This is a genomic window from Aurantiacibacter hainanensis (assembly GCF_036321025.1).
GTDB lineage: Bacteria > Pseudomonadota > Alphaproteobacteria > Sphingomonadales > Sphingomonadaceae > Alteraurantiacibacter > Alteraurantiacibacter hainanensis.
This window is the reverse complement of sequence record NZ_JAZAPB010000002.1, coordinates 1,126,347-1,149,699: the sequence shown is the minus strand read 5'-3', so window position 1 is coordinate 1,149,699 and position 23,353 is coordinate 1,126,347. Positions and strand designations below refer to the sequence as shown.

Sequence of the window (23,353 nt, the reverse complement as noted above, 5' to 3'; positions counted from 1 at the left end):
ATTCTCCCCGCTGCGTCTGCGGGATCAATGGCTTGCCAAGGGCGGTGTTCCATGAATCCCGATGGAACGGTTGAGATCGCCGGTGCATTCTTTGCGCGTCAGCAGTCAGGAGAACACGGATGTCCGAAACGCTCGGCCCCGCCTTGCCGCACGAGTTGCAGGACAGGGCGCGGCGCGTACTCGCTAAGGCGCGCGATGCCGGTTGCCCAATAACCACGGCGGAGAGTTGCACCGGCGGACTGCTCGCCGCCCTGCTGACCGATATTCCGGGCTGCAGCCACATGTTCGAACGCGGGTTCGTCGTCTATTCGGACGATGCGAAATGCGATCTCCTGGGTCTGGACCGCGCCATGGTCGACGATTGCGGTGCCGTCAGCCGGGAAGTGGCGATCGCCATGGCGCACGGCGCGCTTGCTCGGGTGCCTGACGGGCTGGCCGTGTCGATCACCGGATTCGCCGGTCCTCCCGGCGAGGACGACGATGGCGAAGAAGGGCTTGTCCATTTCGGTTGTTGCCGCAAGGGTGGCGAGATGACCCACAGGGAATGTCACTTCGGCAAGCAGGGGCGCGAGGGCGTACGCATCGCCGCACTCGAAACCGCGCTCGAACTCATCGAACGGGAAATCGAAGCATGAATGCCGAATCGCATCCCTTCTACGACATGCATACCCACGGGTTCGTGCGGATCGGCACCAGTACCCCGAAGGTCCGCACGGCGGACGTGGCCTTCAACGCTAAGGGGATCGTCGAGCAGGCGCGCATTGCGCATGAACAGCATGTCGACCTGTTGCTGTATCCTGAGCTCTGCCTGTCGTCCTATGCGCTGGACGACCTGCATATCCAGGCGGCCCTGCTCGACAGCGTGGAAGCGCATGTCGAGGAAATCAGGGAAGCCAGCAAGGACCTGACGCCTGTTCTGGTGATCGGCGCGCCGCTGCGCCGCAACGGTCGCATCTACAACTGCGCCCTGGTGATCGCGCACGGAGAGATCCTGGGCGCAGTGCCGAAAAGCTACCTGCCCAATTACCGCGAGTTCTACGAAAAGCGCTGGTTCGCGCGCGGAAACAACTGCCGCGACCTCTGGATACCGCTCAACGGGGAGGAAGTGCCCTTCGGCGTGGACTTGATCTTCGCGGCGCAGAATCTGCCCGGATTCACCTTCGGCATCGAGATCTGCGAGGATTTCTGGGGCCCCATACAGCCCGGCACCCTGGCCGCGCTGGCAGGCGCGACGATCCTGCTGAACCTTTCAGCCAGCAACATCACCATCGGCAAATCGGACGAGCGGCACCTGCTCTGCCGCGCCAGTTCCAGCCGCGCGGTGTGCGCCTATGCCTATTCCGCAAGCGGTTTCGGCGAAAGCACGACCGACCTCAGCTGGGACGGCCAGGGCATGGTCTACGAACTGGGTGACCTGCTGGTGGAAAGCGTCCGCTTCGAACTCGAACCGGAACTGTGCGTGACCGACGTGGATACGCGGCGGATCCTCAACGATCGCATGCGAATGGGCACCTTCAACGACGCGGCCGAGGATGCCGGTCGCCCGGAGGACACCTTCCGCACGATCGGGTTCGAGCACGTCCACGAGCCCGGCGACATAGGATTGCGACGTCCCATCCGTCGCTTCCCCTTCGTGCCAAACCGGCAGGACAAGCTGGATCATGATGCCTACGAGGCGTTCAACATCCAGGTCGATGCCCTGATGCGCCGGATGCTGGCGACGAGGTCGGAGAGCCTGGTGATCGGCATATCCGGCGGTCTCGATTCCACCCATGCCCTGATCGTGGCGGCGAAGGCCTGCGACATGCTGGGCCTGCCGCGCTCCACCATCCGCGCCTATACCATGCCCGGTTTCGCCACCTCGGACGAAACGAAGTCGAACGCCTGGAAGCTGATGGAAGCCTTCGGCACCACGGCGGAGGAAATCGATATCAGGCCAGCCGCCCGGCAGATGCTGGAGGACATGGGGCACCCCTTCGCCGAAGGAGAGCCGCACTACGACGTCACGTTCGAGAACGTGCAGGCGGGCCTTCGCACCGATTACCTGTTCCGCCTGGCCGGCCATCACAAGGGCTTCGTGATCGGCACGGGTGACCTTTCGGAGTTGGCGCTGGGCTGGTGCACTTACGGCGTTGGCGACCAGATGAGCCACTACGCGGTCAACGCCGGCGTGCCCAAGACCCTGATCCAGTACCTTATCCGCTGGGCGATAAGCACCGGGCAGTTCGACCCCGCCTGCGACGCGGTGCTGGATGCCGTGCTGGACACCGAAATCAGCCCCGAACTGGTTCCGGCTGACGGCGATGGGCAGATCCAGAGCACCGAGAGCATCATCGGCCCCTACGAGCTCAACGATTTCTTCCTCCACCACATCATCCGCTGGGGGCAGTCACCGAGCCACGTCGCCTTCCTGTGCTGGCATGCCTGGCGCGATATCGAGGAAGGGCTGTGGCCACATGCCTTTCCCGCCGAACTCAAGAACGCCTACGACCTGGCGACCATCCGCAAGTGGCTGGAGAACTTCGTGCGCCGGTTCTTCCAGTTCAGCCAGTTCAAGCGCAGCGCCCTGCCCAACGGTCCGAAAGTCAGCGCGGGCGGCGCGCTTTCTCCGCGCGGAGACTGGCGCGCGCCAAGCGATGCGGTCGCCGACGTCTGGCTGGCCGACCTCGCCGACAACCTGCCCGACTGAGAGCAGCCTTGAGCCGCTATGGCGTGTGGTGAACGGTTGACCCGTCCCTATTCGCCCTCGCCCGCCGTTACGCGCAGCACCGCCCCTTCCACCTGATCGGTGAGGAGATAGAGGCTGCCGTCCGGCGCCTGCTGCACGTCGCGCCACCGCTGGCCCAGCTCCTTCAGCAAGCGCTCCGGCTCGCCGATCGGCATCCCTACCTGATCGGTATCGTACCGCAGCAGGCCCTGGGTGAAGCTGGCCAGCAGCAGGTCTCCGTCCCAGCCGGGCATGTCCTCGCCCTGATAGAAGGTGAGGTTGCCGGGATTGAAGCTGGGCGGGCCGTAGACCAGCACGGGATCGATGAAACCGTCCGCATTGCGGATGCGTTCGGCCTGCGTGCCGTCGTAGTGCATGCCCTGGGTCACCGTGATCCAGCCGTAGTTGCCGCCGCGAAGGATGCGGTTCACCTCGTCCCCGCCGCGCGGACCGAACTCGCTTTCCCAGATCTCGCCGGTGTCTGGATTGTAGGCAAGGCCCAGAGGATTGCGATGGCCGGTGGACCAGACGAGCGGCTCGTGACCTTCAAGTCCGATCCATGGATTGCCTTCGGGGACGCCGCCTTCATCGGTCATGCGGAAGATCTTGCCGTAGTGGGAAGCGGTGTCCTGCACCCGTTCGCCGTAGTTGCGATCTCCGCTGGTGACGAACAGGTATCCGTCCGGGTCGAAGAGGATGCGCCCGCCGTAGGAGCCGAAGGCGGGCCCCTGACCGCAGCACCGTTCCGGCAGCGGCTGCGCGCCGTACCAGCTGTCGGCGACGAAGATGTCCTCCACCTGGGTCAGTTCGTGCGAGCCGGCTTCCCAGCGCCCCCGCATCACCGCCAGCGTGGACTGGTTCTCGTTGTCCGGATCGACCTTGGAATAGGCCATGTAGACCAAGCGGTTGCTGGCGAAATCGGGATGCAGCGCGATCCCTTTCAGCCCGGCGATGCCGAAGGTGTACATGTCCGGCAGGCCGCCGATCGGTGTGGGATCGAGCGTGCCGTCGGGCCCGATGTAGCGCAGGCGCCCCACCCGCTCGGTCACCAGCATGCCGCCATCGGGGAGGAAGGCGATGCCCCACGGACGCTCCAGCTGAGCGACGCGCTCTACGTGGATCAGGCCATGTTCGGTGTGGATATCCCACGGCCCCTGGCCCAGTTCGGTGCCCTGGAACGGCGGCGGGCCTGGAGGGGGACCGTCCTGCGCCGCGACAGTTACCGTCATGCAAGCCGTCGCCGCGAGGGCGGCGGCAAAGCCAAAGCGCAGATACATTCCATTCTCCCGTACCAAAAGCCCGGTTGTCTCCCCGGCACTGCGCACTATCGTATGATCATGCGAGCGTTCTCACAATTGACTTTGTCCATTTTTCCGTGACGCGCAAGACCGTCCTCGTAACTGGTGGCGCAAAACGCGTGGGCGCGGCTATCTGTCGCCGCTTTGCCGAGGCAGGGTGGCACGTGGTGATCCACTGCAACAGTTCGCTGGAGGAAGCGCGCACGCTTGCCGGCCAGTTGGCGAGCGCCGAGGTGGTGCAGTGCGACCTGGCCGATCCGCAGAACGGCAGCGAGATGGTGCGCAAGTTGGCGAAAAAGCTGGACGACTGGCGCTGCCTGATCAATTCCGCATCGGTATTCGAAGCGGACGATGTAACCGGCCTTGATCCCGAAACGAACCGCAGGGCAATGACAGTCAACGCTGCCTCCCCCGCCCTTCTGGCCCAGACCTTCCTCGCTCATGCGACCAGCAAGGCGGGACGCCGCGTAATCCAGATAACGGACCAGAAACTGGCCAACCTGAACCCCGATTTCTTTAGCTACACGATGAGCAAGTCCGCCGCGGACGTCTCGGCGCGCATGCTGGCGATGGCTCATCAGGGAGACGACCGCGTCTACACGCTGGCACCGGGCGCGATCCTGGCCAGCCACGATCAGACCAGATCGGAAGCGCAGCGTTCGCACCGCCTCAACCTGTTGCGCCGTCATACGCAGCCCGAGGAAGTGGCCGACGGCGCGCTGTTCCTGGCGGAGGGTCCGCTGGCGAGCGGTCAGGCGCTGTATATCGATTCCGGCCAGCACCTGCTGTCGCAACCGCGCGATGTGATCTATCTTGAACGGGAAGGGGATTCCTGATGGCCAAGCCGAAAAAGCGGCACGCGCTGTCCACGCGCATCTGGCACTGGATCACCGTGGTAAGCGTGATCGTGCTGTTCATGAGTGGACTGAACATCTCCAACGCCCATCGCCGGCTGTACTGGGGATCGGACGGCTTCATGCCCGAACAGGCATGGCTGGAAGTGCCGCGCTTTCCCGGCTGGGCGACCATTCCCGACTATTACTCGCTGGCCGCAGCGCGAGACTGGCACGTGGTCTTCAGCCTGGTCTTCGGCTTCTCGCTGCTCGCCTTCATGATCCTGGCCTTCGCCAACGGTCACATGAAGCGCGACATCTTCGCCCGGAAGCGCGAATGGAGGCCTGCCAATATCCTGCACGACATTCGCGAGCACCTGAAATTCAATTTCGAGCACGGCGAAGGCAAGTACAACATCCTGCAGAAGATCTCCTATTCCGCCGTGATCCTGGTGCTGATCCCGCTGATGATCTTCACCGGCATGGTGATGAGCCCGGGCATGGAAGCCGCCTGGCCATGGCTGACAGACCTGTTCGGAGGGCGGCAGAGCGCCCGGTCGCTGCACTTCCTGGCGGCCTGGGGACTGTTCGCGTTCTTCGTGGTGCATGTCCTGCTGGTGCTGGCGTCCGGGCCCATCAAACAGGTGCGCGACATGATTACCGGAGGGAAAGAATGATGGAGCGTCGCAATTTCCTCGTCGCGGGCTTCGGCGCGTTCCTGGCCGGATGCAACGAGATCGGCAATTCCGCCTGGTTCGGAAACCTGGTGGAAGGCGCGCAGGGCTGGCACCGCGGTCTCCACCGCGCGCTGGGTGTCGGCCGCATCCCGATGGCCCCCGAATACACGCGCGCAGACCTCTCCCCCTATTTCCGCGGCAACGGCAGCCTGACGGTCGATACCGACGCCTATCGCGCCGCCGAGGCGGAAGGTTTCGCCAACTGGCGGCTGGCGGTCGGGGGCCTGGTCGACAACCCCGGCGAGCTTTCGATGGATGACATCCGTGCCCTGCCCCAGCGCACGCAGATCACACGTCACGACTGCGTGGAGGGATGGAGCGCGATCGGCGAATGGACCGGGCCGCAGCTCTCCCGGATCCTTGATGCAGCCGGCGTGCGACCGGAAGCGAATTTCATCGTTTTCCGATGTGCCGACAACCTCAATGGGGCGGACTATTACGAAAGCTGCGACATGGACGATGCCCTGCACCCGCAGACCATCATCGCCCATCAGCTCAACGGCGAGGCCCTGCCCGTTCGCAACGGCGCACCACTGCGCCTGCGGATCGAGCGGCAACTGGGATACAAGCACGCCAAGTACCTGACCGGCATCGAGGCCGTCGCCAGCCTCGACGATATCGGTGAAGGCAATGGCGGCTACTGGGAAGACCGAGGCTACCAGTGGTATGCCGGGATCTGATCAGGCTGGCGGGTAAACCTCGTTCATCGCCTGCCAGTTGACACGGATCAGTTCCTCCAGAACGTCCATGTCCACGTCGGCCAGCTTGTTGACGTAGAGGCAGCTTGCGCCCTTCGAATACTTCCCAAGTCGATCCAGCAGTTCGGCGTTCTTCGCCTTCGTCTTCTCGTCGCAATACTGGGCCATCAGGTAGAGCGAGTGCTTGGCCTTGCGCGGGCTGAAGCCCGTGCGGCACATGTCGCCCTCATGCCCGCTTTCGTACTTGTAGTGGTACTGGCCGTATCCGATGATCGAGGGGCCCCACATCACCGGATCTTCACCCGTTACCCTGCGAAAAAGGGCATCGAGAACGTGAGCTTCCTCGCGCTTGCGTTCGTGATTGACGCTGGCGATGAAGTCCGCAACCTTGGCATCCGTGGGCAGGGTCTTGTTCTCGCTCATGGGCTGACTGTCTATCGCAGAATTGACAGTTGGCCAATCGCCCCGCACACCCGCTAGCCTTAGAAACAAAAGCGGGGGACTGATCGCCTATGTGGCTGCTCGACAAGATGCTGACAAAACTGATCCGCGCGGGGAAGCTCGTGATCACGGACTACGACGGCAAGGTTTACGAGTACGGACCGGGAGGCGACGTCAACGGCGAATACGGCGAACCGATCAAGGTGCGCCTGACCGACAAGAAGGCCAGCAGCCATATCGCGCGCTATCCGCAGGTCGGCGCGGGCGAGGCCTACATGTGGGGCTGGCTGGAAGTGGAGCCGCCGCACGACATCCGCGACATGGTGCTCTACGTCACCGGCCAGGCGAAGGTGCACGGCGACCGCGCGCTGCAACCGCAGGGCACGCTGAAGCGGCTGGCGCAGAAGACTGCGGCGAAGATCGACAGCGTCAACCTGAAGACCAAGGCGCGCAAGAACGCCGAGCACACCTACAACCTGACACGGCGGCTGTACGAGCTCTTCCTCGACGAGGACCGGCAGTACACCATGGGCTACTACCGCGACACGTCGAACTCGCTGGAGAAGGCGCAACTCGACAAGAAGGCTCACATCGCCGCCAAGATGTACATGCAGCAGGCGCGCGAAATGGACCGACCCCTGCGCGTGCTCGACATCGGCTGCGGCTGGGGTGGCCTCGCGCTCTACCTGAACAAGCATTACGGCGCTGAAGTGCTGGGCGTCGCCCTCGCGCCGGACCAGATCGCCTTCTGCAAGGAGCGGGCGAAGGAAGCCGGCGTATCCGACAAGGTGAAGTTCGCGCTGATGGACTACCGCGACGTGCAAGGAACGTTCGACCGCATCAGCTCGGTCGGCCTGCTCGAACACGTGGGCACGCCGCACTACCCGCAGTTCATGAAGAAGACGCACGAACTGCTGGCGCCCAAGGGCGTGATGTTCAGCCACTGCTGCGGACGCGCAGGCCCTCCCGGTTTTACCGACGCATGGACGCGCAAGTACATCTTCCCCGGCGGCTACATCCCCGCCCTCTCGGAACTGGTGACGGAGAGCGAGAAGGCCGGCTGGCAGGTGACGGACGTGGAAGCCATGCGTTTCCACTACAGCCACACGCTGGAGGAATGGTACAACCGCACCACCATGCACCGCGAGGAACTGGTCGAACTGTACGACGAGGAATTCTTCCGCATGTGGCAGTTCTACCTCGCGGGGGCGGAACAGAGCTTCCGCCACGGAACGCTGGTGAACTGGCAGATCCAGTACGTGAAGGAGCGCGACGCCATCCCGATGACGGGCGACTACGTCTACGAGGAAAGCGCGCGCTTGCGAGGCCTGGAAGAGCCGCCGCAATGGCATCTCGATCCGGCACTGAAGGAAGCTGCGGAGTAACACCGGCAAGGGAGCACGGGGGATGAAAAGAGGATTGCTGGCAGCAGGCTGCCTGCTGGTTTCGGCGGGCACATCGGCGCAGCAGCCTCTCCCGCCCGGCATCGCCACGCCCGACCTTCCCGCAACCCCGCAGGTCTACGACACGGCAGAGCAGCACGGCATCGAAGTGACCGTGCTGGCCCGCGATTTCGCGCGGCCCTTTGCGATCGAATTCCTGCCCGGCGGCGACATGCTGATCGTGGAACGCGGCGTGGGCCTGCGCCTGTTGCGCGGTGCGACGGGAGACAGCCCGCTGCTGGAGGAGGGCCACGTCGAAGGCGTGCCCGTCGATTCCCCCGAAGTGTTCAGCTACGGCGTCATTGATATCGCGCTCCATCCCGACTTTGCCGAGAACGGCTGGATCTACTTCACCTACAATGGTTTCGCGCCGCTGCCAGAAGGCACCAGCCCCTTGCAGCGCCCCGGCTATTTCAAGGTGCTGCGCGGCACCTGGAACGATGGATCGGTCAACGAAGTGGAGACGATCCTGGAGACGCCCAACCAGGCCTATGCAGGCGGCACCCGCGTGCATGTCGCCGATGATGGCAAGGTGTGGGTGGCGACGACGGGCCCCTACGACGGAACGGCCCAGGACCTGTCCGACATCTACGGCAAGGTCCTGCGCGTGAACGAGGATGGCTCGATCCCGGCCGACAATCCATTCGTGGAGACGGAAGGGGTTCACCCGGCGATCTACAGCTATGGCCACCGGGACCAGCACGGCCTGACGGTCCACCCCGAAACGGGTCGTGCATGGACGGTGGAACATGGCCCCAACGGCGGTGACGAGGCGAACCTGATCGAGCCGGGCGGCAACTACGGCTGGCCCGATTACTCCTTCGGGCGCGAGTACGACGGCAGCGATGCGACGCCCCTGCCCTTCGGTCCGGACACGGTAGAGCCGAGGCTGGTCTGGCTACCTTCGATCGCGCCTTCCGGCTTGCTGTTCTATACCGGCGATGCCTTTCCGGCCTGGCAGGGCAACCTGTTCATCGGCAGCGCCCGGTGGGGGGAGATCAACCACACCGGCAGCCTCCAGCGGGTCGTCTTCAACGAAGACTTCGGGGAGCTGCGCCGCGAAGCCTTGCTGGCCGACCTGCACCACCGAATTCGCGACGTCGCGCAGGGGCCGGATGGCAACATCTACGTCCTCAGCGACGGGCCGACGAACGCGGTGATGCGGATCGCTCCGGCCCGGCTCGAAACATCGCCCGACTGACCCTGGAGGGCGTACGCTAACGGCAGCGCAGGAGGAACCATGAGCCAGAAACTCGTAGACCGACTGATCGGCAAGGCGATCGAACACGGCACGCTGAAGCTGACGCTGCACGATGGCCGCAGCTCGACCTATGGCACGCCCCACCCAGACTATCCCGACGTCGAGATCCGCCTGGCGGACAGCAAGGTGATCCGCGACATCGCGCTGGATACCAAGCTGGGCGTGGGCGAGGCCTACATGGACGGGCGCATCATCATCGAACGCGGCGGGATCATGGAACTGATCGAACTCGCGCGCCGCAATCGCCCGTGGGAAGCCAAGGGCCGCTTCGGCCAGATGGCCCTGCACCGCCGTATCCTCAAGCGGCTGGCCTACGTGAAGGACAGCGTGAACAACCCTTTCCGCTCCAGAGACAACGTGGCGCATCACTATGATATCGGCAACGATCTCTACAAGCTGATGCTGGATCAGGAGCACATGCAGTATTCCTGCGGGTACTGGCCCCGGGAAGACATGACCCTGGGCGAGGCGCAGGAGGCAAAGCTGGCCCACATTGCCGCCAAGCTGATGCTGGAGCCGGGCAATCACGTGCTGGACATCGGCTGCGGCTGGGGCGGCATGGCGATCTTCCTTGCCAGACGCGCAGACGTGAAGGTCACCGGCATAACGCTGAGCCAGGAGCAGTTCGCCCTTGCCCGCGAGCGTGCCGAGGCGGCGGGCGTTGCCGACAAGGTGAGGTTCGAACTGATCGACTACCGCGACCTGGCCACTCGCGGCGACACCTTCGATCGTATCGTTTCGGTCGGGATGTTCGAACACGTGGGCGTGCCGCAGTACGAAACCTTCTATCGCGACTGTGCCCGGATGCTGACGGGCGACGGCGTGATGCTTCTGCACACCATCGGTCGTTTCGGCAGCCCGGTGGCGGCAGAGGCCTTCACCCGCAAGTACATCTTCCCCGGCGGCTACATCCCCTCTCTGAGCCAGATGATGGAGGCCAGCCAGAAGGTGAGGCTGATGGCCACCGACGTGGAAGTGCTGCGGGTGCACTACGCGAAGACGCTGCGCGAATGGTATGCTCGCTGCATGGAACACCGCGAAACCATCGTGGACATGTTCGACGAGCGCTTCTTCCGCATGTGGACCTTCTACCTGGCCGCCGCGGTCTCCACTTTCGAATGGGGCGGCCTCTGCAACTTCCAGGTGCAGTACTGCCGCAATCGCTACACGCTGCCCCTGACCCGCGAATACATGGAACAAGCGGAACGCGATTTGCTTTCCAGCTAAGTCTTGACCGCCCCCGCCCCCCTCACCCGCCGTGCGATCTTCGCGCAGGCATGGCCGATCATGCTCGGCCAGGCATCGGTCCCGCTCGTCGGCATCGTCGATACGGCCGTGATCGGGCGCACGGGCGATGCCACGGCGCTGGCGGGCGTGGCTCTTGGCGCGACGATCATCACGCTGGTGTTCTGGACTTTCGGCTTCCTGCGCATGGGCATGACTGGCCTGACCGCCCAGGCGCAGGGTTCTGGCGACCGTGCCGAGGTGGAGGCTCTGCTGCTGCGCGCGCTCGCAATCGGCCTTGGCCTTGGTCTGGTGCTGCTGGCGATCAGCTGGCCCATACGCGAGGCGGCCCTGGCGGTGATGAGCGGTACGCCTGCCGTCGATGGCGAGGCCGGCGGATACATGCAGGGCCGCTTCATCGGCGCTCCTGCTGCATTGGCCGTCTATGCCATCAATGGCTGGCTGCTGGGCCTGGGCCGCACGCGAGAGGCGCTGGCGCTGCAGATCGTGATGAACCTTGCGAACATCGCGCTCGATATCTGGTTCGTCTGGGGCATGGGCTTTGGCGCCTATGGCGTGGGCCTTGGCACGGCCTGCGCGGAAGGGATCGCGCTGACGCTAGGCCTGGTGATCGTGGGCCGGGTGGCAGGGGCGAACGTCCTCGCCGTGATCGCGCGCACGCCGCGCAGCCTGCTGACGGACAGGACGCGGCTGGCCAGGCTCTTTGCCGTCAACCGCGACATCATGATCCGCACCATCGCGCTTCTCATTCTGTTCACTTGGTTTGCCAATGCCGGTGCCCGGCTGGGCGCTGAGACGCTGGCGGCCAATCACGTGCTGCTGCAATTCGTCAGCTTCGCCGCGTTCATCCTCGACGCCTTCGCCTTTACGGCGGAAGAGCGCGTGGGCAGCGCCTATGGCAATGGCGACCGGGCCCGTTTCATGCGCGCCATTCGACTGACAACCGAATTTTCGCTGGCAAGCGGCGCGCTGCTCGCCCTCGCCTTCCTGCTGCTTGGCGGACCGCTGATCGATTTTCTCACCACGGACGAAGCGGTTCGCGAAGTCGCGCGTCGCTATCTGCCGTTCGCCGCGCTGGTGCCGCTCGTGGGAATGCCCAGCTGGATGCTCGACGGCGTGTTCATCGGCACCACGCGCGGCAAGGCCCTGCGCAATGCCGGGGTAGCCGCGACCTTGCTCTACATCGCACTCGACCTTCTCCTCCGACCCTTCGACAACTGGGGCGTATGGATAGCCATGACGGCCAGCTACGTCTTGCGCGCAGGCGGCCTGGCGTTGTATTTCCCTCGGCTCATCAAGGATGTAGACGCCATGCAGCAGGATGCCAGCCGACCCACATGATTGCCAATTTCTCCTCTCGCCTTTGCGCCCGTCTGCTTGCCGCACTGCTCTTCGCGCTCTCCGCAGGCGGCATGGCGACACCCGCGCAGGCGGACGTCGAAGTGTCGTTTCATTCCTTCAACGGCTCGGTCCTGTGGGGACGATATCCGCACACTTTCGTGGTGTTCGACGGCACGCTGGACGATGGGACCCGGGTGGACGAGAACTTCGGCTTTTCCGCCCGCTACACGGCCGATGCGATATCGTCCGGCCCGGCGGAGCACATGATCATCACCGAGACCGATCGCACGATCGCGGAAACCAACCGGCACTTCACCATCACGGTGTCCGATCGCCAGTATCGTCGCCTACTGGCCGAGGTGATCGCCTGGCGCGACTATCCGGGCGATTTCTACGACCTCGATTCCAACAACTGCATCCATTTCGTCGCCCGGATGGCGCAGCTGCTTGGGCTGGAGGCCGACGTGCCGGAGGATTACCTGCGCCGTCCCAAGGCCTGGCTCAACTATGTCACGCGCAAGAACCCGGAACTGAACGCCCGCCAGATTCCCTGAAGGTTGCCGCAGCCGATTGCGATAGGTGAGCCCTGCTGCTAACCGCCGCCGCGCAATTTCTGTAAACGGGAACCGTCGATGTCCGAAATCAAACGTGTCGTCCTTGCCTATTCGGGTGGGCTGGATACCAGCGTCATCGCCAAGTGGCTGGAGACCGAGCGCGGGCTCGAAGTCGTCACCTTCACCGCCGACCTGGGCCAGGGCGAGGAAATCGAGCCGGCCCGAACGAAAGCCCGCGCGATGGGCATTCCCGACAAGCACATCTTCATCGAGGATTTGCGTGAGGGATTCGTGCGCGACTTCGTGTTTCCGATGATGCGCGCCAATGCCCGCTACGAGGGCGATTACCTGCTCGGCACTTCCATCGCTCGTCCGCTGATCTCCAAGAGACTTGTCGAGATCGCGCACGAGACCGGCGCCGATGCCATCGCCCACGGCGCCACCGGCAAGGGCAACGACCAGGTCCGCTTCGAACTGTCGGCCTATGCGCTTGATCCCGACATCAAGGTGATCGCCCCGTGGCGCGAGTGGGACCTTACCAGCCGCACCGCGCTGATCGCCTGGGCGGAGGAGCACCAGATCGCCGTTCCCAAGGACAAGCGCGGCGAAAGCCCCTTCTCCACCGATGCCAACCTGCTGCACACCTCTTCCGAGGGCAAGGTGCTGGAGGATCCGTGGGAGGAGACGCCCGACTACGTCTATTCGCGCACCGATCATCCCGAAGACGCGCCCGACCAGCCCGAATACATCACCATCAACTTCGAAAAGGGCGATGGGACCGCGCTGAACGGAGAGGCGATGAGCCCGGCCACGCTGCTGACTGCGCTGAACGAACTTGGCCGCAAGCACGGCATCGGCCGCCTGGATCTCGTCGAGAACCGCTTCGTCGGGATGAAGTCGCGCGGCATGTATGAAACCCCCGGCGGCGAAATCTACGCCCGCGCCCACCGCGGGATAGAGCAGATCACCCTGGATCGCGGCGCAGCGCACCTGAAGGACGAGCTGATGCCGAAATATGCGGAGCTCATCTACAACGGCTTCTGGTTCAGCCCGGAGCGGGAGATGCTGCAGGCTGCGATCGACCTCAGCCAGGAAGCCGTGAACGGCACCGTCCGCCTGAAGCTCTACAAGGGCCAGGCTAGCGTGGTGGGGCGCAAGTCTCCCAATTCGCTCTATTCCGAGGCGCACGTCACCTTCGAGGACGATGCCGGCGCCTACGACCAGGCCGATGCTGCGGGCTTCATCAAGCTGAACGCCCTCCGACTCAGGCTGCTGGCCCAGCGCAACAAGCGGTAATTTCGCCCGCAGAATGTGTGGTTTTCATGCTGCACTGGCGAACAAACGCAATTTTGTTTCACGCATTGCGACCAGCCGTTGACTTATCCACCCTTGTCCACTGGCTTTACGCCCGAAAGTGGATAAGTCGACGCTTGCGCCCTTGCCCGACTCGGCCCCGCGGCGCATTCTCAATTCATCGAGAGCGGAAACGGATCGCCTACCTGGATCGCCTGCCGAGACAGGAAAGCGAAAACCGAAACGAACTCGACGCGACGGAAGAACTGTCGCGGTGGAGGAAGGACGGACCAACACCTTCGGGTGGCAATCCCTCCAACCATTGAAACCGCAAGAACTTTCGTCGGTGGCCGGAGTGATGAATCCCGGCGTCGATGGCATCAGCGGGCAGCTTGCTGCTTCGCGGGGCCGCTTGAGACGCAAGGTGACAGCCCCGGCTGCGGACAGGCCGCCAGACCTGTCAGGATCGGTCTTCGGATCCCCTGACGTGTCCAGGCACCGGTTCGGCACCGGCGCGAGCGCCGGGCGACATATCCTGATGGCCAAACCTTTCGAGGTGCGGAACAGATGGAGACACGCCAGGCGATAAGCGTTTCTTCGGAAACCCACCGCCGGTGAGAGTGGGGTCGGTAGGAATACCGACCCCATTTTTCTTGCCTACAGCAAGCGTCCCGGAGACAGCGAATCTCGGCGATTCGGTCCAGTCGTTCCTCACCGGCGTCACGGTTCGTCGCATTTTCGCCTCATTTGGCGACCGAACGCCCTCCCTCAGCGCCCGCTTCCCTCCCCGGTTTGGCGGCCTTAACGACCCTCGGCTATAGGCAGCGGCATGGACGGGAACAGACTTCCACGCGCCCTGATGCGCTGGCTGACACCGGCGGCAGCGCTCGCCATGCTCGGCGGCACCGGTGCCGTCCTGGCGCAGGACGGACAGCTCGCGGCGAATTCCTCCGCCCAGTCCTCCAGCCTGGCGCAGGAGCCGACGGCTCCCCTCCCCACGTTCCAGCCCAGCGAGGAAGCCGGCTTCGAAACCGCCTTCGCGCGGTTCGACCAACCGGTGGAGCCCGCACTGCCCGATCATGCCGTGGACATCACCTCGATCGAGCCAGCGCAGCCTTCCGCCACTCCGCTCGGCCCCGGCGTTGCCAGCTATTACGGCCGCCGCTTTCACGGTCGGCGCACCGCCAGCGGCGAGAGCTTCGACATGCATGACCTCACCGCCGCCCACAAGACGCTGCCTTTCGGCAGCCGGGTGCGCGTGACCAACACCCGCAACAGCGAGTCCGTGGTGGTGCGCATCAACGATCGCGGCCCCTTCGTGCGCGGACGGCACATCGACCTGTCACGCGCCGCAGCGGAGCGGATCGGCATCGTCGCTTCCGGCCACGGCCGGGTCGAGCTGGAACTGCTCGACAACTAGTCCCCCGCCCGGGCGCGGATTACAGCTTCAGCTCGCTGACATCCCTGAACGAACCGATCTTCCCTCGCACGAAGGTGTTGAAGGCGATCGAGTGGCGATCCTGCTTCGACTGGTTCGGCTCCACGTAGTGGTGGATCGCGCTGGAGAACAGCACCAGGTCGCCCTGTTTCGGCACCACGGCATTGCGCGTGGTATTGTAGATGTTGGTCTTGGCCTGATCCACGGCCAGTTCCAGCTGGCGATAGCCGTTGAACCGCTCGAAGATCATGTTGCCCGGCGGATCGGGCATGGGCGCGTAGTATAGCGAACCCGAGACCAGCGAGTTGGAATGGGTGTGCCCGTGCATCCCCACTCCCGGCGGATTGCGCAGCGCCCAGCTCTGCGTCACTTCCAGCCGCTGGGCGATCCCCATCACCTCGCGCGCGAAGGTCTGCAGCGCCTCGTCCACGGCCTTGGCGATGCTCTTCATTTCCGGCCTGTCGAACAGGTACAGGTTGTCGGAGATGTGGTTCACCTGGTTCTCGTGCATCTTGATCGACTGCACGAACTCGACCTGTTTCGGACTGATCGCGTCGGCGATGTTGGTGACGAAATAGGGCTCCGCGAACAGCGGCTTGACGGTGAATTCGCGCTGGCTGGCAGAGGTCTGTGCGGTGGCCATCTCGGGGCTCTTTCGTTGCGACGGGTTGGTATCGCGCGATACAACCTCAAGAACCGGAGCGATGCAAGCGCCGCCATGCGCTTTCCCGCAGTTCGCAAGCGTCAATCGACCGGGGACTCCACTCCCTCGACAGACGACATGACGCTCGACGAACGACATATGCGCCCGACCAACGACATGTGCGCATCAGCCCAGCGATTCACCGGGCGTGAGCCACCAGTCCTCCTCGCAGGCCTCGTAGGCGGCGAGCCGCTCCGGCTCCGCCCAGCGCCATTCGCGGTCGGACATGCCGCTTTCCTCCTGCGCGCCGGACGGCAGGGCGGCGTGCATGGCGGCGAGACGCGTGTGCAGCGGAACGACGGGCGCTTCCGCCCCTGACATCGCCTCCGCTTCGGCGGCCAATGTGGAACACATGGAACACTGTCCTGGCGCAAAATGCGGCGCCCCGTCCGCACCCGTGGCCAGCGCCTCCACCGCCGCATCGAAGTGCTCGTCCTCCAGCAGAGGAAGACCGCAGTGGTCGCAGGTCTCGCGCTGCTCCACCAGCCGGTCGAGCCGCGCCAGGTGGGCGAGCAGCAGGCGGGAATCGTAGCGGATGCGCGTGGCGACCTCCTCCCCGTGGTAGAAGACCTTTTCCTCCACCCCGTTCAGCGCGCGGTCGGCCAGCACCTGCTCGGCATGATCGCGCGCGATCACCTGCGCCGCATCCCAGCACTGGCGAAAGGCGGCACTGGCCCGCCGCGCGCGATAGGCCGTCTGCGGAGAGACCTGCACGGCCCGGCACGCGAGCCGGACATTGCCGTGATTGGCGAGAGCCTTGCAGAACGCGGCCTGTTTCGGCGGGGTGAGGATGTGCTGCGGCCCGGTGGTGGGCGGAGCGCCGTGCGGGCGCAGGGGGACGAGCGCGGTGGTGTCGGGAGCGGCGTGTGCGACTGCGGATTGCGGCGTAGTCATGAAAGGAGCCTCGATACGGTAACGGGGACCGCGCAGGGAGGCACAGCGCGTGGGCCGTAGGAAAGCGCGCTCTCCTTAGCAAAAGGCAAGTTCCCACCCGAAACGCCGCGCCGGTCGTTCAACCCCCTGCGCACGCCCGCGCCAGCCCGATCGGAAAAGCCCATGTTCACCCAGCTGAACCCGCCCCTGCCCGTGACGATCATCGACAAGGGCAAGGGCTACGCCGTCGCGGTGATCGACTACGGCCCCGAACACCATCTGATCTGGGTGACGGCCCTTGACGAAAACGGAGAAATCTGGTGCGCGCCCAACCCCAAGGTGCGGATGCAGGGAAATTGGACGATGGGGCGGGAGAGGCCGGAGGCTGGGTGTGGTGGGCCTGGGGGGGGTAAAGGCTTAGGGTTAACTACATCTTAGCCAAGCGAAGCTAGCGCCGTCGATACTTTCGAAACGTACAGTCGATATCATCCCGGACCCGACCAACAGCTTTGTCCAAAATCTTACAGCTGCAAAGCTTGCTCACTGAGCTCTCTACGGACAACTATAACATTCGCGAGTGCTTCAACACGTCCTCCAGCGCCAGCCGCGCCGTCCGCCTTTTCAACTTCGTCGCGCAAAACGCCAAGAGCAGCTAAATATCGCTCGGTGTCTTCCACACCCAATACCTCGCGGTCGGCCTCAGCAAGAGCGACATGTCGGAGATAAGCTTCTTCGAATGATGAGCGCAAACCGCTCGATTCTTCGCCATCGGCAAGTGCATTAAACAGTTTTGCGGTGATCTCGTCGAGTTGAGCAGCGCTCGACTTGAAATCTTCAATTTGCTGAAGTGAGTACGCACGACCCTCCGCCTCAACTGTTTGCTGATACTGCAAATACCAGCCGAACGAAGTGCCCAACATCCCCACCAAAGTGAGGACAAAAGCATTCTCACGAAGCCAGTCAAGTATCGGATAGCGAGTTGTCGCAGTAGTCATTTCAGTTTTCGATTGAGGAGTCGGTCGAAATTTCGGCGGCAGACTGAGCTTTCTGTGCGAGTTCACACGCCTTAATCCAGCGATCCGACCCCATCGCTTCAAGGATCGTTTTTACGCTGGACTGAACCTGTGCAGTACAATCGTCCACGGCGCCACCCAAAGTAGCTATGTGAACTTGTGCCTCCAATGCCTGCTCGTAGGGAACCCCGTTTGCGGCAAGAGGAAAGAGAGCTAGGCCGATCAGTGGGCTGAGCCCCAAAGCGCGCATCAAAATTTCGCCTGGCGAATTGATGTTTATCGACAAATCGCTGCGTTGAGCTTCAGTAAGAAAGGCCGCGTCGAGAAGTTCATAGATAGACGCGCCTGAAGCATTGGCAATCGCTGCTTCCAACGCACTCTGATCACTTACAAGATCGACAAACTCCATCCACGTAGAGGCGATCCGGTTGTCACGGGAGTTGTAATCCTCTTTGGCCACTCGATAGGTGGCGACCATGCCGCTATCGTGCACATAATTGCCGAGTATCTCCTCGTAAAACGTTGTCCGGCCTGCATTCCCCATATCGAAGAAAGCTACCGGAGTCTGAAGCATTTCGACGACTGCATAATCCAATGCCCGTTTCCGAACACCGCCCAACCATCTCACCCTTCTTCCGATATATGTATTGAAAGTCCGACCGTCCTGCCCGTCTACTTTTGAGATCGCGCCCGGACCGCTCGTAAGTTCGTATACTGAAACCAGCCCATCAGGACCGGGGGCCGGAACGAGAATAAAGTCGCCCTTCTTCGCTTTGGTTAGCAACCCTTCAACATAGGTAGCGGTACGCTTATCGCTGTCCGAGATACGTCGCTCGGTCTTGTCAGTTCTCTGCTCATTTTGGCGAGACCATCTATCGAGAGAGACAATTTCAAGAACTTCATTCCTATCCCAATTCTTTGGGTTGCCATCTAGGACTTCGAGACCCCGCACGTCGAGAAAAACTACTTTGGACTCTGCGAAAAAATTCATAAACTTGTAGGCTTCGCCTGGAAACAATTTCCAAAGCTTGTGATCCGGCGGAACTATTGTCGTCGCGAGATCGATATCTACTGCTTCTGCCAAGCTACTGCCCCTTCCAATCAATGGCTGGCACGCTGTACCAAAAAGCTAGTTTACGGCAAACTCATCCCTGACGAAAAAGGGAGAAGACTTTCTAAATGGCCGTCGCATAAGCGTCTAGCATTGGCTTAAGGTACTGCCCGGTATAGGACTTCGGCTCCTTCGCAACCTCCTCAGGCGTACCCTGCGCAACGATATCGCCGCCGCGCACGCCGCCGCCCGGGCCTAGGTCGAGGATGTGGTCCGCCGTCTTGATCACGTCGAGGTTGTGTTCGATCACCACCACGGAATTGCCCTGGTCCACCAGTCGGTGAAGCACTTCCAGCAGCTTTCGCACGTCCTCGAAATGCAGGCCGGTGGTCGGCTCGTCCAGGATATACAGCGTCTGGCCGGTGCTGCGTTTCGACAGCTCCTTGGCCAGTTTCACGCGCTGCGCCTCGCCGCCCGATAGCGTGGTGGCCTGCTGGCCTACCTTGACGTAGCCCAGCCCCACCTCGTTCAGCATGTGCATCTTGTCGCGGATGGGGGGCACGGCCTTGAAGAAGCCTTCCGCGTCCTCGATCGTCATGTCCAGCACGTCGGCGATGGACATGCCCTTGAACTTCACTTCCAGCGTCTCTCGGTTGTAGCGCTTGCCGTGGCATTCCTCGCAGGTGACGTAGACGTCGGGCAGGAAGTGCATCTCGATCTTGATCAGGCCGTCGCCCTGGCACGCCTCGCACCGGCCGCCCTTCACGTTGAAGCTGAAGCGGCCCGGCTTGTATCCGCGCGCCTGCGCCTCCGGCAGACCCGCGAACCAGTCGCGGATGTTGGTGAAGGCGCCGGTGTAGGTGGCCGGGTTGGAACGCGGGGTGCGGCCGATGGGCGACTGGTCGATCTCGATCACCTTGTCGCAGTATTCCAGCCCCGTCACCTTGTCGTGCGCGCCGGCCACCACGCGGGCATTGTTCAGCGTGCGCGCGGCAGAGGCATAGAGCGTGTCGATGGTGAAGCTGGACTTGCCCGACCCCGATACGCCGGTGATGCAGGTGAAGGTACCCAGCGGGATGGATGCGGTCACGTCGTTGAGGTTGTTCGCCCGCGCGCCGTGGACGGTGAGCTTGTGCCCGTTGCCCTTGCGGCGCTTCGTCGGCACCTCGATCTTGCGGCGGCCGGTCAGGTAATCGGCGGTGAGCGAGTTCTTGGCCTTCAGCACCTGTTTCAGCGTGCCCTGCGCCACCACTTCGCCGCCATGCACACCCGCGCCGGGGCCAAGGTCGACCACGTGGTCGGCCGTGCGGATGGCGTCCTCGTCGTGCTCCACCACGATCACCGTGTTGCCGAGGTCGCGCAGCCGCTTCAGGGTTTCCAGCAGCCGGTCGTTGTCGCGCTGGTGCAGGCCGATGCTCGGCTCGTCCAGCACGTAGAGCACGCCCGAAAGCCCGCTGCCGATCTGGCTGGCGAGGCGGATGCGCTGGCTCTCCCCGCCCGACAGCGTGCCGCTGGTACGGTCGAGGTTGAGGTAGTCGAGGCCGACGTTGTTGAGGAAGCCCAGCCGCTCGACGATCTCCTTCAGGATGGCGCGGGCGATCTGGTTCTGCGTGTCGGTGAGGTGATCGGGCAGCGCCTCGAACCACTTGAGCGCGTCGGCGACGGAGAAGCGGGTGGGCTGCGAGATGTCGGTCGTGCCGCCGGGGCCGGGAATCTTCACCGCCCGCGCCTTCTCGTTCAGGCGCGCGCCGCCGCAGGTTTCGCACGGCTGGCTGGTCTGGAACTTGGACAGCTCCTCCTGCATCCACGCGCTCTCGGTCTGCGCCATGCGGCGGTTGAGGTTGCCGATCACGCCCTCGAACGGCTTCTGGACGGTGTATTCCTTGCGCCCGTCCTTGAAGGTGAGCGGCACGCGCTTGCCCTTGGTGCCGTAGAGGATGACGTCGCGGTGCTCCTCCGACAGAGCGCTCCACGGCGTGGTGAGGTCGAAGCCGTACTCCGCCGCCAGCGAGCCCAGCACCTGCATGTAATAGGGCGACGGCGGGTTGCTCTTCGCCCAGGGCACGACGGCGCCCTTCTTCAGCGTCAGCTCCTCGTTGGGCACGACCAGACGCGGGTCGAACAGCTGCTTCTCGCCGATGCCGTCACACGTCGGGCACGCGCCCTGCGGGGCGTTGAACGAGAACAGGCGCGGCTCGATTTCCTCGATGGTGAAGCCGGAGACGGGGCAGGCGAACTTCTCTGAAAAGACGATGCGGTTGTCGGGCAGCCCGGCACCCTTCATTGCCCCGCCGCCCGCAGCCTCGCCCTCGCGCCCCGGCACGACGCCGTCGGCAAGGTCGACGTAGGCCAGCCCCTCGGCCAGCTTCAGCGCGGTTTCGAAGCTGTCGGCAAGACGCGTCTGCAACCCGTCCTTCACCGCCAGGCGATCGACCACGACCTCGATATCGTGCTTGAACTTCTTGTCGAGCGCGGGCGCTTCCTCGATCGCGTACATCTCGCCATCGATGCGCACGCGGGTGAAACCCGCCTTCTGCCACTCGGCCAGTTCCTTGCGGTATTCGCCCTTGCGGCCACGCACGACGGGGGCGAGCAGGTAGAGCCTCGTGCCCTCGGGCAGTTCCATCACCCGGTCGACCATGTTGGAGACGGTCTGCGCCTCGATCGGCAGGCCGGTGGCGGGCGAATAGGGCACGCCCACCCTCGCCCAGAGCAGACGCATGTAGTCGTAGATCTCGGTGACGGTCGCCACGGTGGAGCGCGGGTTGCGGCTGGTGGTCTTCTGCTCGATGGAAATGGCGGGAGACAGCCCGTCGATATGCTCTACGTCGGGCTTCTGCATCATCTCCAGAAACTGGCGCGCATAGGCGGAGAGGCTCTCCACGTACCGCCGCTGCCCTTCGGCATAGATGGTGTCGAAAGCCAGCGACGACTTGCCGCTGCCGGAAAGGCCGGTGATGACGATCAGGCTGTCGCGCGGGAGATCGATGTCGATCCCCTTGAGATTGTGTTCACGCGCGCCTTTTACGGAAATTGTGGTGAGAGCCATGGCGGGTCAAGTGGGGCCTGGGTGGACACAAGTCCAGTGGTACGGAAGGCCATGCCGAAACGCGGCCCGACGGACTTTACTTGTTCCCTAAATGTTCACAATGGTCAAGGGCGCAGCACGAGCGCCCGTCGATCCGCGAACCTTGCCGTCCCGATGCGGACTTATCTATCACTTCGACGCCGATATGGAGCAAGAATCTCACGTTTTCGACCATCGTAAGGAAACCATAAGCCAATCATCCGGTCCGCTCCGTAGCGCCGTAAGGCGGCAAGGAGGCACTTCTTCTCTCGTTCCGAACGGGACGTAACCCTTGCAGGGGAAATGCCATGACCAAGACCTTCACCTTCGCAGCAGCCGCCATTGCCGCTGCCATCGTTTCCTCACCCGCCGCGGCGGACGATCAGTTCCGCAGTGCGAACGTCACCTATGCCGATCTCGGCCTGACCCGCGACGCCGGCGTCGACAGCCTCGACACCCGCATCCGCATGGCGGTGAACCGCGTGTGCGCCACCAGTTCCTCTCCCGACCGTTCGGAAATGCGTTGGGAACGCAACTGTCGCCTTCGCACCATGGAGCAGGTCGTCGTGGCCCGCGACGAGGCGGTGCGCATTGCCCGTGGCGGTGCAGCCGCGCGACCCGAACTGGCCTCGCTCAGCATCGCCTTGCCGACCGCCGGGCGCTGAATTCCTTTCCGCCTGCGTCCGGTGTGCCAAACCGCCGGGCGAACCGGTGCCGGGTCCAACTGGTAAGAGGGAGACCCGGCACCCGATTTTTCGTCGTGCAGGCGCGCTGCTTGCGCCCCGTCACTGGACGCCCGCGCGTGCGATTGCCATTTGCAGGCCATGTCATCCCGCCGTCTCTTCGTCGCCCTCCCCCTGCCCGAACGGATTGCCGAAGGCCTTCTCGACATCCAGGAGGGCATTCCCGCTGCGCGCTGGCAGGATGCCGACAACCTGCACATCACCCTGCGCTTCGTCGGCGAGGTGGACCGGCACATGGCCGCCGACCTCGAGACCGCTCTGGAAAGCGTCACCTTCGCCCCCTTTCCGCTCACCATATCGGGCGTGGGCCATTTCGAGGGCAACAGGCGGGCAAAGGCCGTGTGGGCCCGCGTGGCGCCAAGCGCGCCGCTGGACGAATTGCAGATGCGGGTGGAAATGGCATGCCGCCGCGCCGGGCTGCGCGCCGAAACGCGCAAATTCGTGCCCCACGTCACCATCGCCCGGCTGAATTCGGGCACCGGACCGATCGGCGACTGGCTCCACGCCAACGGCGCACTACGTCTCGGACCGTGGCAGGTGGAGGGTTTTTCGCTGTACGAAAGCGACCTTACGCCCAATGGCGCGATATATTCGGAAATTACGAAATTTCCGTGA

22 protein-coding genes are annotated in these 23,353 nt (G+C 63.5%); 15 read left to right on the top strand and 7 right to left on the bottom strand.

The features are described 5' to 3' along the window. Positions 1-119 precede the first annotated feature (119 nt). Positions 120-635, top strand: a complete 516-nt coding sequence (locus AAA989_RS12950) for a CinA family protein (protein WP_338244212.1) — start codon at positions 120-122, stop codon at positions 633-635. Beyond that, positions 632-2,689 (top strand): NAD(+) synthase, encoded by a 2,058-nt coding sequence (locus tag AAA989_RS12945; protein WP_338244210.1) that lies wholly within the window; start codon positions 632-634, stop codon positions 2,687-2,689. The genes AAA989_RS12950 and AAA989_RS12945 overlap by 4 nt, the downstream gene beginning before the upstream one ends. Before the next feature lie 47 nt (positions 2,690-2,736). On the opposite strand, the gene AAA989_RS12940 is transcribed toward AAA989_RS12945, so the two are convergent. After that, a complete protein-coding gene (locus AAA989_RS12940; protein WP_338244209.1) occupies positions 2,737-3,984 on the bottom strand; it encodes a PQQ-dependent sugar dehydrogenase in 1,248 nt (415 codons plus the stop codon). A 98-nt stretch (positions 3,985-4,082) separates the two neighbouring features. Here AAA989_RS12940 and AAA989_RS12935 point away from each other — a divergent pair, with 98 nt between their 5' ends. The 3 genes from AAA989_RS12935 to AAA989_RS12925 are packed head-to-tail and all read left to right on the top strand — an operon-like array spanning position 4,083 to position 6,255. Continuing rightward, positions 4,083-4,841 carry an SDR family oxidoreductase gene (locus tag AAA989_RS12935; RefSeq protein ID WP_338244207.1) on the top strand — a complete coding sequence of 253 codons (759 nt, stop codon included), beginning with the start codon at positions 4,083-4,085 and terminating at the stop codon, positions 4,839-4,841. Beyond that, positions 4,841-5,515: a cytochrome b/b6 domain-containing protein gene (locus tag AAA989_RS12930; protein ID WP_338244206.1), complete on the top strand. Its 675-nt coding sequence runs from the start codon at positions 4,841-4,843 to the stop codon at positions 5,513-5,515. Before AAA989_RS12935 ends, AAA989_RS12930 begins: the two co-directional genes overlap by 1 nt. Further along, positions 5,515-6,255: a molybdopterin-binding protein gene (locus AAA989_RS12925; RefSeq protein ID WP_434781455.1), complete on the top strand. Its 741-nt coding sequence runs from the start codon at positions 5,515-5,517 to the stop codon at positions 6,253-6,255. Before AAA989_RS12930 ends, AAA989_RS12925 begins: the two co-directional genes overlap by 1 nt. Here the strand turns inward: AAA989_RS12925 and AAA989_RS12920 are convergent, their stop codons facing one another. Then, positions 6,256-6,696, bottom strand: a complete 441-nt coding sequence (locus tag AAA989_RS12920) for a DUF1801 domain-containing protein (RefSeq protein ID WP_338244202.1) — start codon at positions 6,694-6,696, stop codon at positions 6,256-6,258. Positions 6,697-6,785: 89 nt separating this feature from the next. Between AAA989_RS12920 and AAA989_RS12915 the strand changes: the two genes are divergently transcribed. From AAA989_RS12915 to AAA989_RS12885, 7 genes are all read left to right on the top strand, one after another. Further along, positions 6,786-8,099, top strand: coding sequence for a class I SAM-dependent methyltransferase (locus tag AAA989_RS12915; protein WP_338244200.1), 1,314 nt, complete (start codon positions 6,786-6,788; stop codon positions 8,097-8,099). A gap of 22 nt (positions 8,100-8,121) precedes the next feature. Beyond that, positions 8,122-9,357 (top strand): PQQ-dependent sugar dehydrogenase, encoded by a 1,236-nt coding sequence (locus AAA989_RS12910; RefSeq protein WP_338244198.1) that lies wholly within the window; start codon positions 8,122-8,124, stop codon positions 9,355-9,357. A 39-nt stretch (positions 9,358-9,396) separates the two neighbouring features. Beyond that, on the top strand, positions 9,397-10,644 hold the full coding sequence (locus AAA989_RS12905; RefSeq protein WP_338244196.1) for a class I SAM-dependent methyltransferase: 1,248 nt from the start codon (positions 9,397-9,399) through the stop codon (positions 10,642-10,644). Between the two features lie 3 nt (positions 10,645-10,647). Further along, positions 10,648-12,003, top strand: coding sequence for an MATE family efflux transporter (locus tag AAA989_RS12900; protein WP_338244194.1), 1,356 nt, complete (start codon positions 10,648-10,650; stop codon positions 12,001-12,003). A 71-nt stretch (positions 12,004-12,074) separates the two neighbouring features. Then, positions 12,075-12,557: a hypothetical protein gene (locus AAA989_RS12895; RefSeq protein ID WP_338244192.1), complete on the top strand. Its 483-nt coding sequence runs from the start codon at positions 12,075-12,077 to the stop codon at positions 12,555-12,557. A gap of 78 nt (positions 12,558-12,635) precedes the next feature. After that, complete coding sequence (locus AAA989_RS12890; protein ID WP_338244190.1) at positions 12,636-13,853, top strand: argininosuccinate synthase; 1,218 nt, start codon at positions 12,636-12,638, stop codon at positions 13,851-13,853. Between the two features lie 826 nt (positions 13,854-14,679). Next, entirely contained in the window at positions 14,680-15,270 is a 591-nt protein-coding gene (locus AAA989_RS12885) for a septal ring lytic transglycosylase RlpA family protein (protein WP_338244187.1), read from the top strand. Between the two features lie 19 nt (positions 15,271-15,289). Here AAA989_RS12885 and AAA989_RS12880 read toward each other — a convergent pair whose 3' ends face one another. Both AAA989_RS12880 and AAA989_RS12875 read right to left on the bottom strand, forming a co-directional pair. After that, complete coding sequence (locus tag AAA989_RS12880) at positions 15,290-15,931, bottom strand: TIGR02466 family protein (protein ID WP_338244186.1); 642 nt, start codon at positions 15,929-15,931, stop codon at positions 15,290-15,292. A 186-nt stretch (positions 15,932-16,117) separates the two neighbouring features. Next, a complete protein-coding gene (locus tag AAA989_RS12875) occupies positions 16,118-16,885 on the bottom strand; it encodes a hypothetical protein (RefSeq protein WP_338244184.1) in 768 nt (255 codons plus the stop codon). A 162-nt stretch (positions 16,886-17,047) separates the two neighbouring features. Here AAA989_RS12875 and AAA989_RS12870 point away from each other — a divergent pair, with 162 nt between their 5' ends. After that, positions 17,048-17,302, top strand: a complete 255-nt coding sequence (locus AAA989_RS12870) for a hypothetical protein (RefSeq protein ID WP_338244182.1) — start codon at positions 17,048-17,050, stop codon at positions 17,300-17,302. An 83-nt stretch (positions 17,303-17,385) separates the two neighbouring features. Here the strand turns inward: AAA989_RS12870 and AAA989_RS12865 are convergent, their stop codons facing one another. From AAA989_RS12865 to uvrA, 3 genes are all read right to left on the bottom strand, one after another. Continuing rightward, positions 17,386-17,859, bottom strand: a complete 474-nt coding sequence (locus AAA989_RS12865) for a hypothetical protein (RefSeq protein ID WP_338244180.1) — start codon at positions 17,857-17,859, stop codon at positions 17,386-17,388. Position 17,860: 1 nt separating this feature from the next. Then, positions 17,861-18,961, bottom strand: a complete 1,101-nt coding sequence (locus AAA989_RS12860) for a hypothetical protein (protein ID WP_338244178.1) — start codon at positions 18,959-18,961, stop codon at positions 17,861-17,863. Between the two features lie 91 nt (positions 18,962-19,052). Continuing rightward, positions 19,053-21,977: an excinuclease ABC subunit UvrA gene (gene uvrA / locus AAA989_RS12855; RefSeq protein ID WP_338244176.1), complete on the bottom strand. Its 2,925-nt coding sequence runs from the start codon at positions 21,975-21,977 to the stop codon at positions 19,053-19,055. Positions 21,978-22,303: 326 nt separating this feature from the next. Between uvrA and AAA989_RS12850 the strand changes: the two genes are divergently transcribed. Together AAA989_RS12850 and thpR are read left to right on the top strand one after the other, a co-directional pair. Beyond that, positions 22,304-22,660, top strand: a complete 357-nt coding sequence (locus tag AAA989_RS12850) for a UrcA family protein (RefSeq protein ID WP_338244174.1) — start codon at positions 22,304-22,306, stop codon at positions 22,658-22,660. 159 nt (positions 22,661-22,819) lie between these two features. After that, on the top strand, positions 22,820-23,353 hold the full coding sequence (thpR, locus tag AAA989_RS12845; RefSeq protein ID WP_338244171.1) for an RNA 2',3'-cyclic phosphodiesterase: 534 nt from the start codon (positions 22,820-22,822) through the stop codon (positions 23,351-23,353).

Bases quoted from the DNA above. Each gene is read 5' to 3' on its own strand.
- AAA989_RS12950 (WP_338244212.1), top strand. From the start codon at position 120: ATGTCCGAAACGCTCGGCCCCGCCTTGCCGCACGAGTTGCAGGACAGG.
- AAA989_RS12945 (WP_338244210.1), top strand. From the start codon at position 632: ATGAATGCCGAATCGCATCCCTTCTACGACATGCATACCCACGGGTTC.
- AAA989_RS12940 (WP_338244209.1), bottom strand. From the start codon at position 3,984: ATGTATCTGCGCTTTGGCTTTGCCGCCGCCCTCGCGGCGACGGCTTGC.
- AAA989_RS12930 (WP_338244206.1), top strand. From the start codon at position 4,841: ATGGCCAAGCCGAAAAAGCGGCACGCGCTGTCCACGCGCATCTGGCAC.
- AAA989_RS12925 (WP_434781455.1), top strand. From the start codon at position 5,515: ATGGAGCGTCGCAATTTCCTCGTCGCGGGCTTCGGCGCGTTCCTGGCC.
- AAA989_RS12920 (WP_338244202.1), bottom strand. From the start codon at position 6,696: ATGAGCGAGAACAAGACCCTGCCCACGGATGCCAAGGTTGCGGACTTC.
- AAA989_RS12915 (WP_338244200.1), top strand. From the start codon at position 6,786: ATGTGGCTGCTCGACAAGATGCTGACAAAACTGATCCGCGCGGGGAAG.
- AAA989_RS12910 (WP_338244198.1), top strand. From the start codon at position 8,122: ATGAAAAGAGGATTGCTGGCAGCAGGCTGCCTGCTGGTTTCGGCGGGC.
- AAA989_RS12905 (WP_338244196.1), top strand. From the start codon at position 9,397: ATGAGCCAGAAACTCGTAGACCGACTGATCGGCAAGGCGATCGAACAC.
- AAA989_RS12895 (WP_338244192.1), top strand. From the start codon at position 12,075: ATGGCGACACCCGCGCAGGCGGACGTCGAAGTGTCGTTTCATTCCTTC.
- AAA989_RS12890 (WP_338244190.1), top strand. From the start codon at position 12,636: ATGTCCGAAATCAAACGTGTCGTCCTTGCCTATTCGGGTGGGCTGGAT.
- AAA989_RS12885 (WP_338244187.1), top strand. From the start codon at position 14,680: ATGGACGGGAACAGACTTCCACGCGCCCTGATGCGCTGGCTGACACCG.
- AAA989_RS12880 (WP_338244186.1), bottom strand. From the start codon at position 15,931: ATGGCCACCGCACAGACCTCTGCCAGCCAGCGCGAATTCACCGTCAAG.
- AAA989_RS12875 (WP_338244184.1), bottom strand. From the start codon at position 16,885: ATGACTACGCCGCAATCCGCAGTCGCACACGCCGCTCCCGACACCACC.
- AAA989_RS12870 (WP_338244182.1), top strand. From the start codon at position 17,048: ATGTTCACCCAGCTGAACCCGCCCCTGCCCGTGACGATCATCGACAAG.
- AAA989_RS12865 (WP_338244180.1), bottom strand. From the start codon at position 17,859: ATGACTACTGCGACAACTCGCTATCCGATACTTGACTGGCTTCGTGAG.
- uvrA (WP_338244176.1), bottom strand. From the start codon at position 21,977: ATGGCTCTCACCACAATTTCCGTAAAAGGCGCGCGTGAACACAATCTC.
- AAA989_RS12850 (WP_338244174.1), top strand. From the start codon at position 22,304: ATGACCAAGACCTTCACCTTCGCAGCAGCCGCCATTGCCGCTGCCATC.
- thpR (WP_338244171.1), top strand. From the start codon at position 22,820: ATGTCATCCCGCCGTCTCTTCGTCGCCCTCCCCCTGCCCGAACGGATT.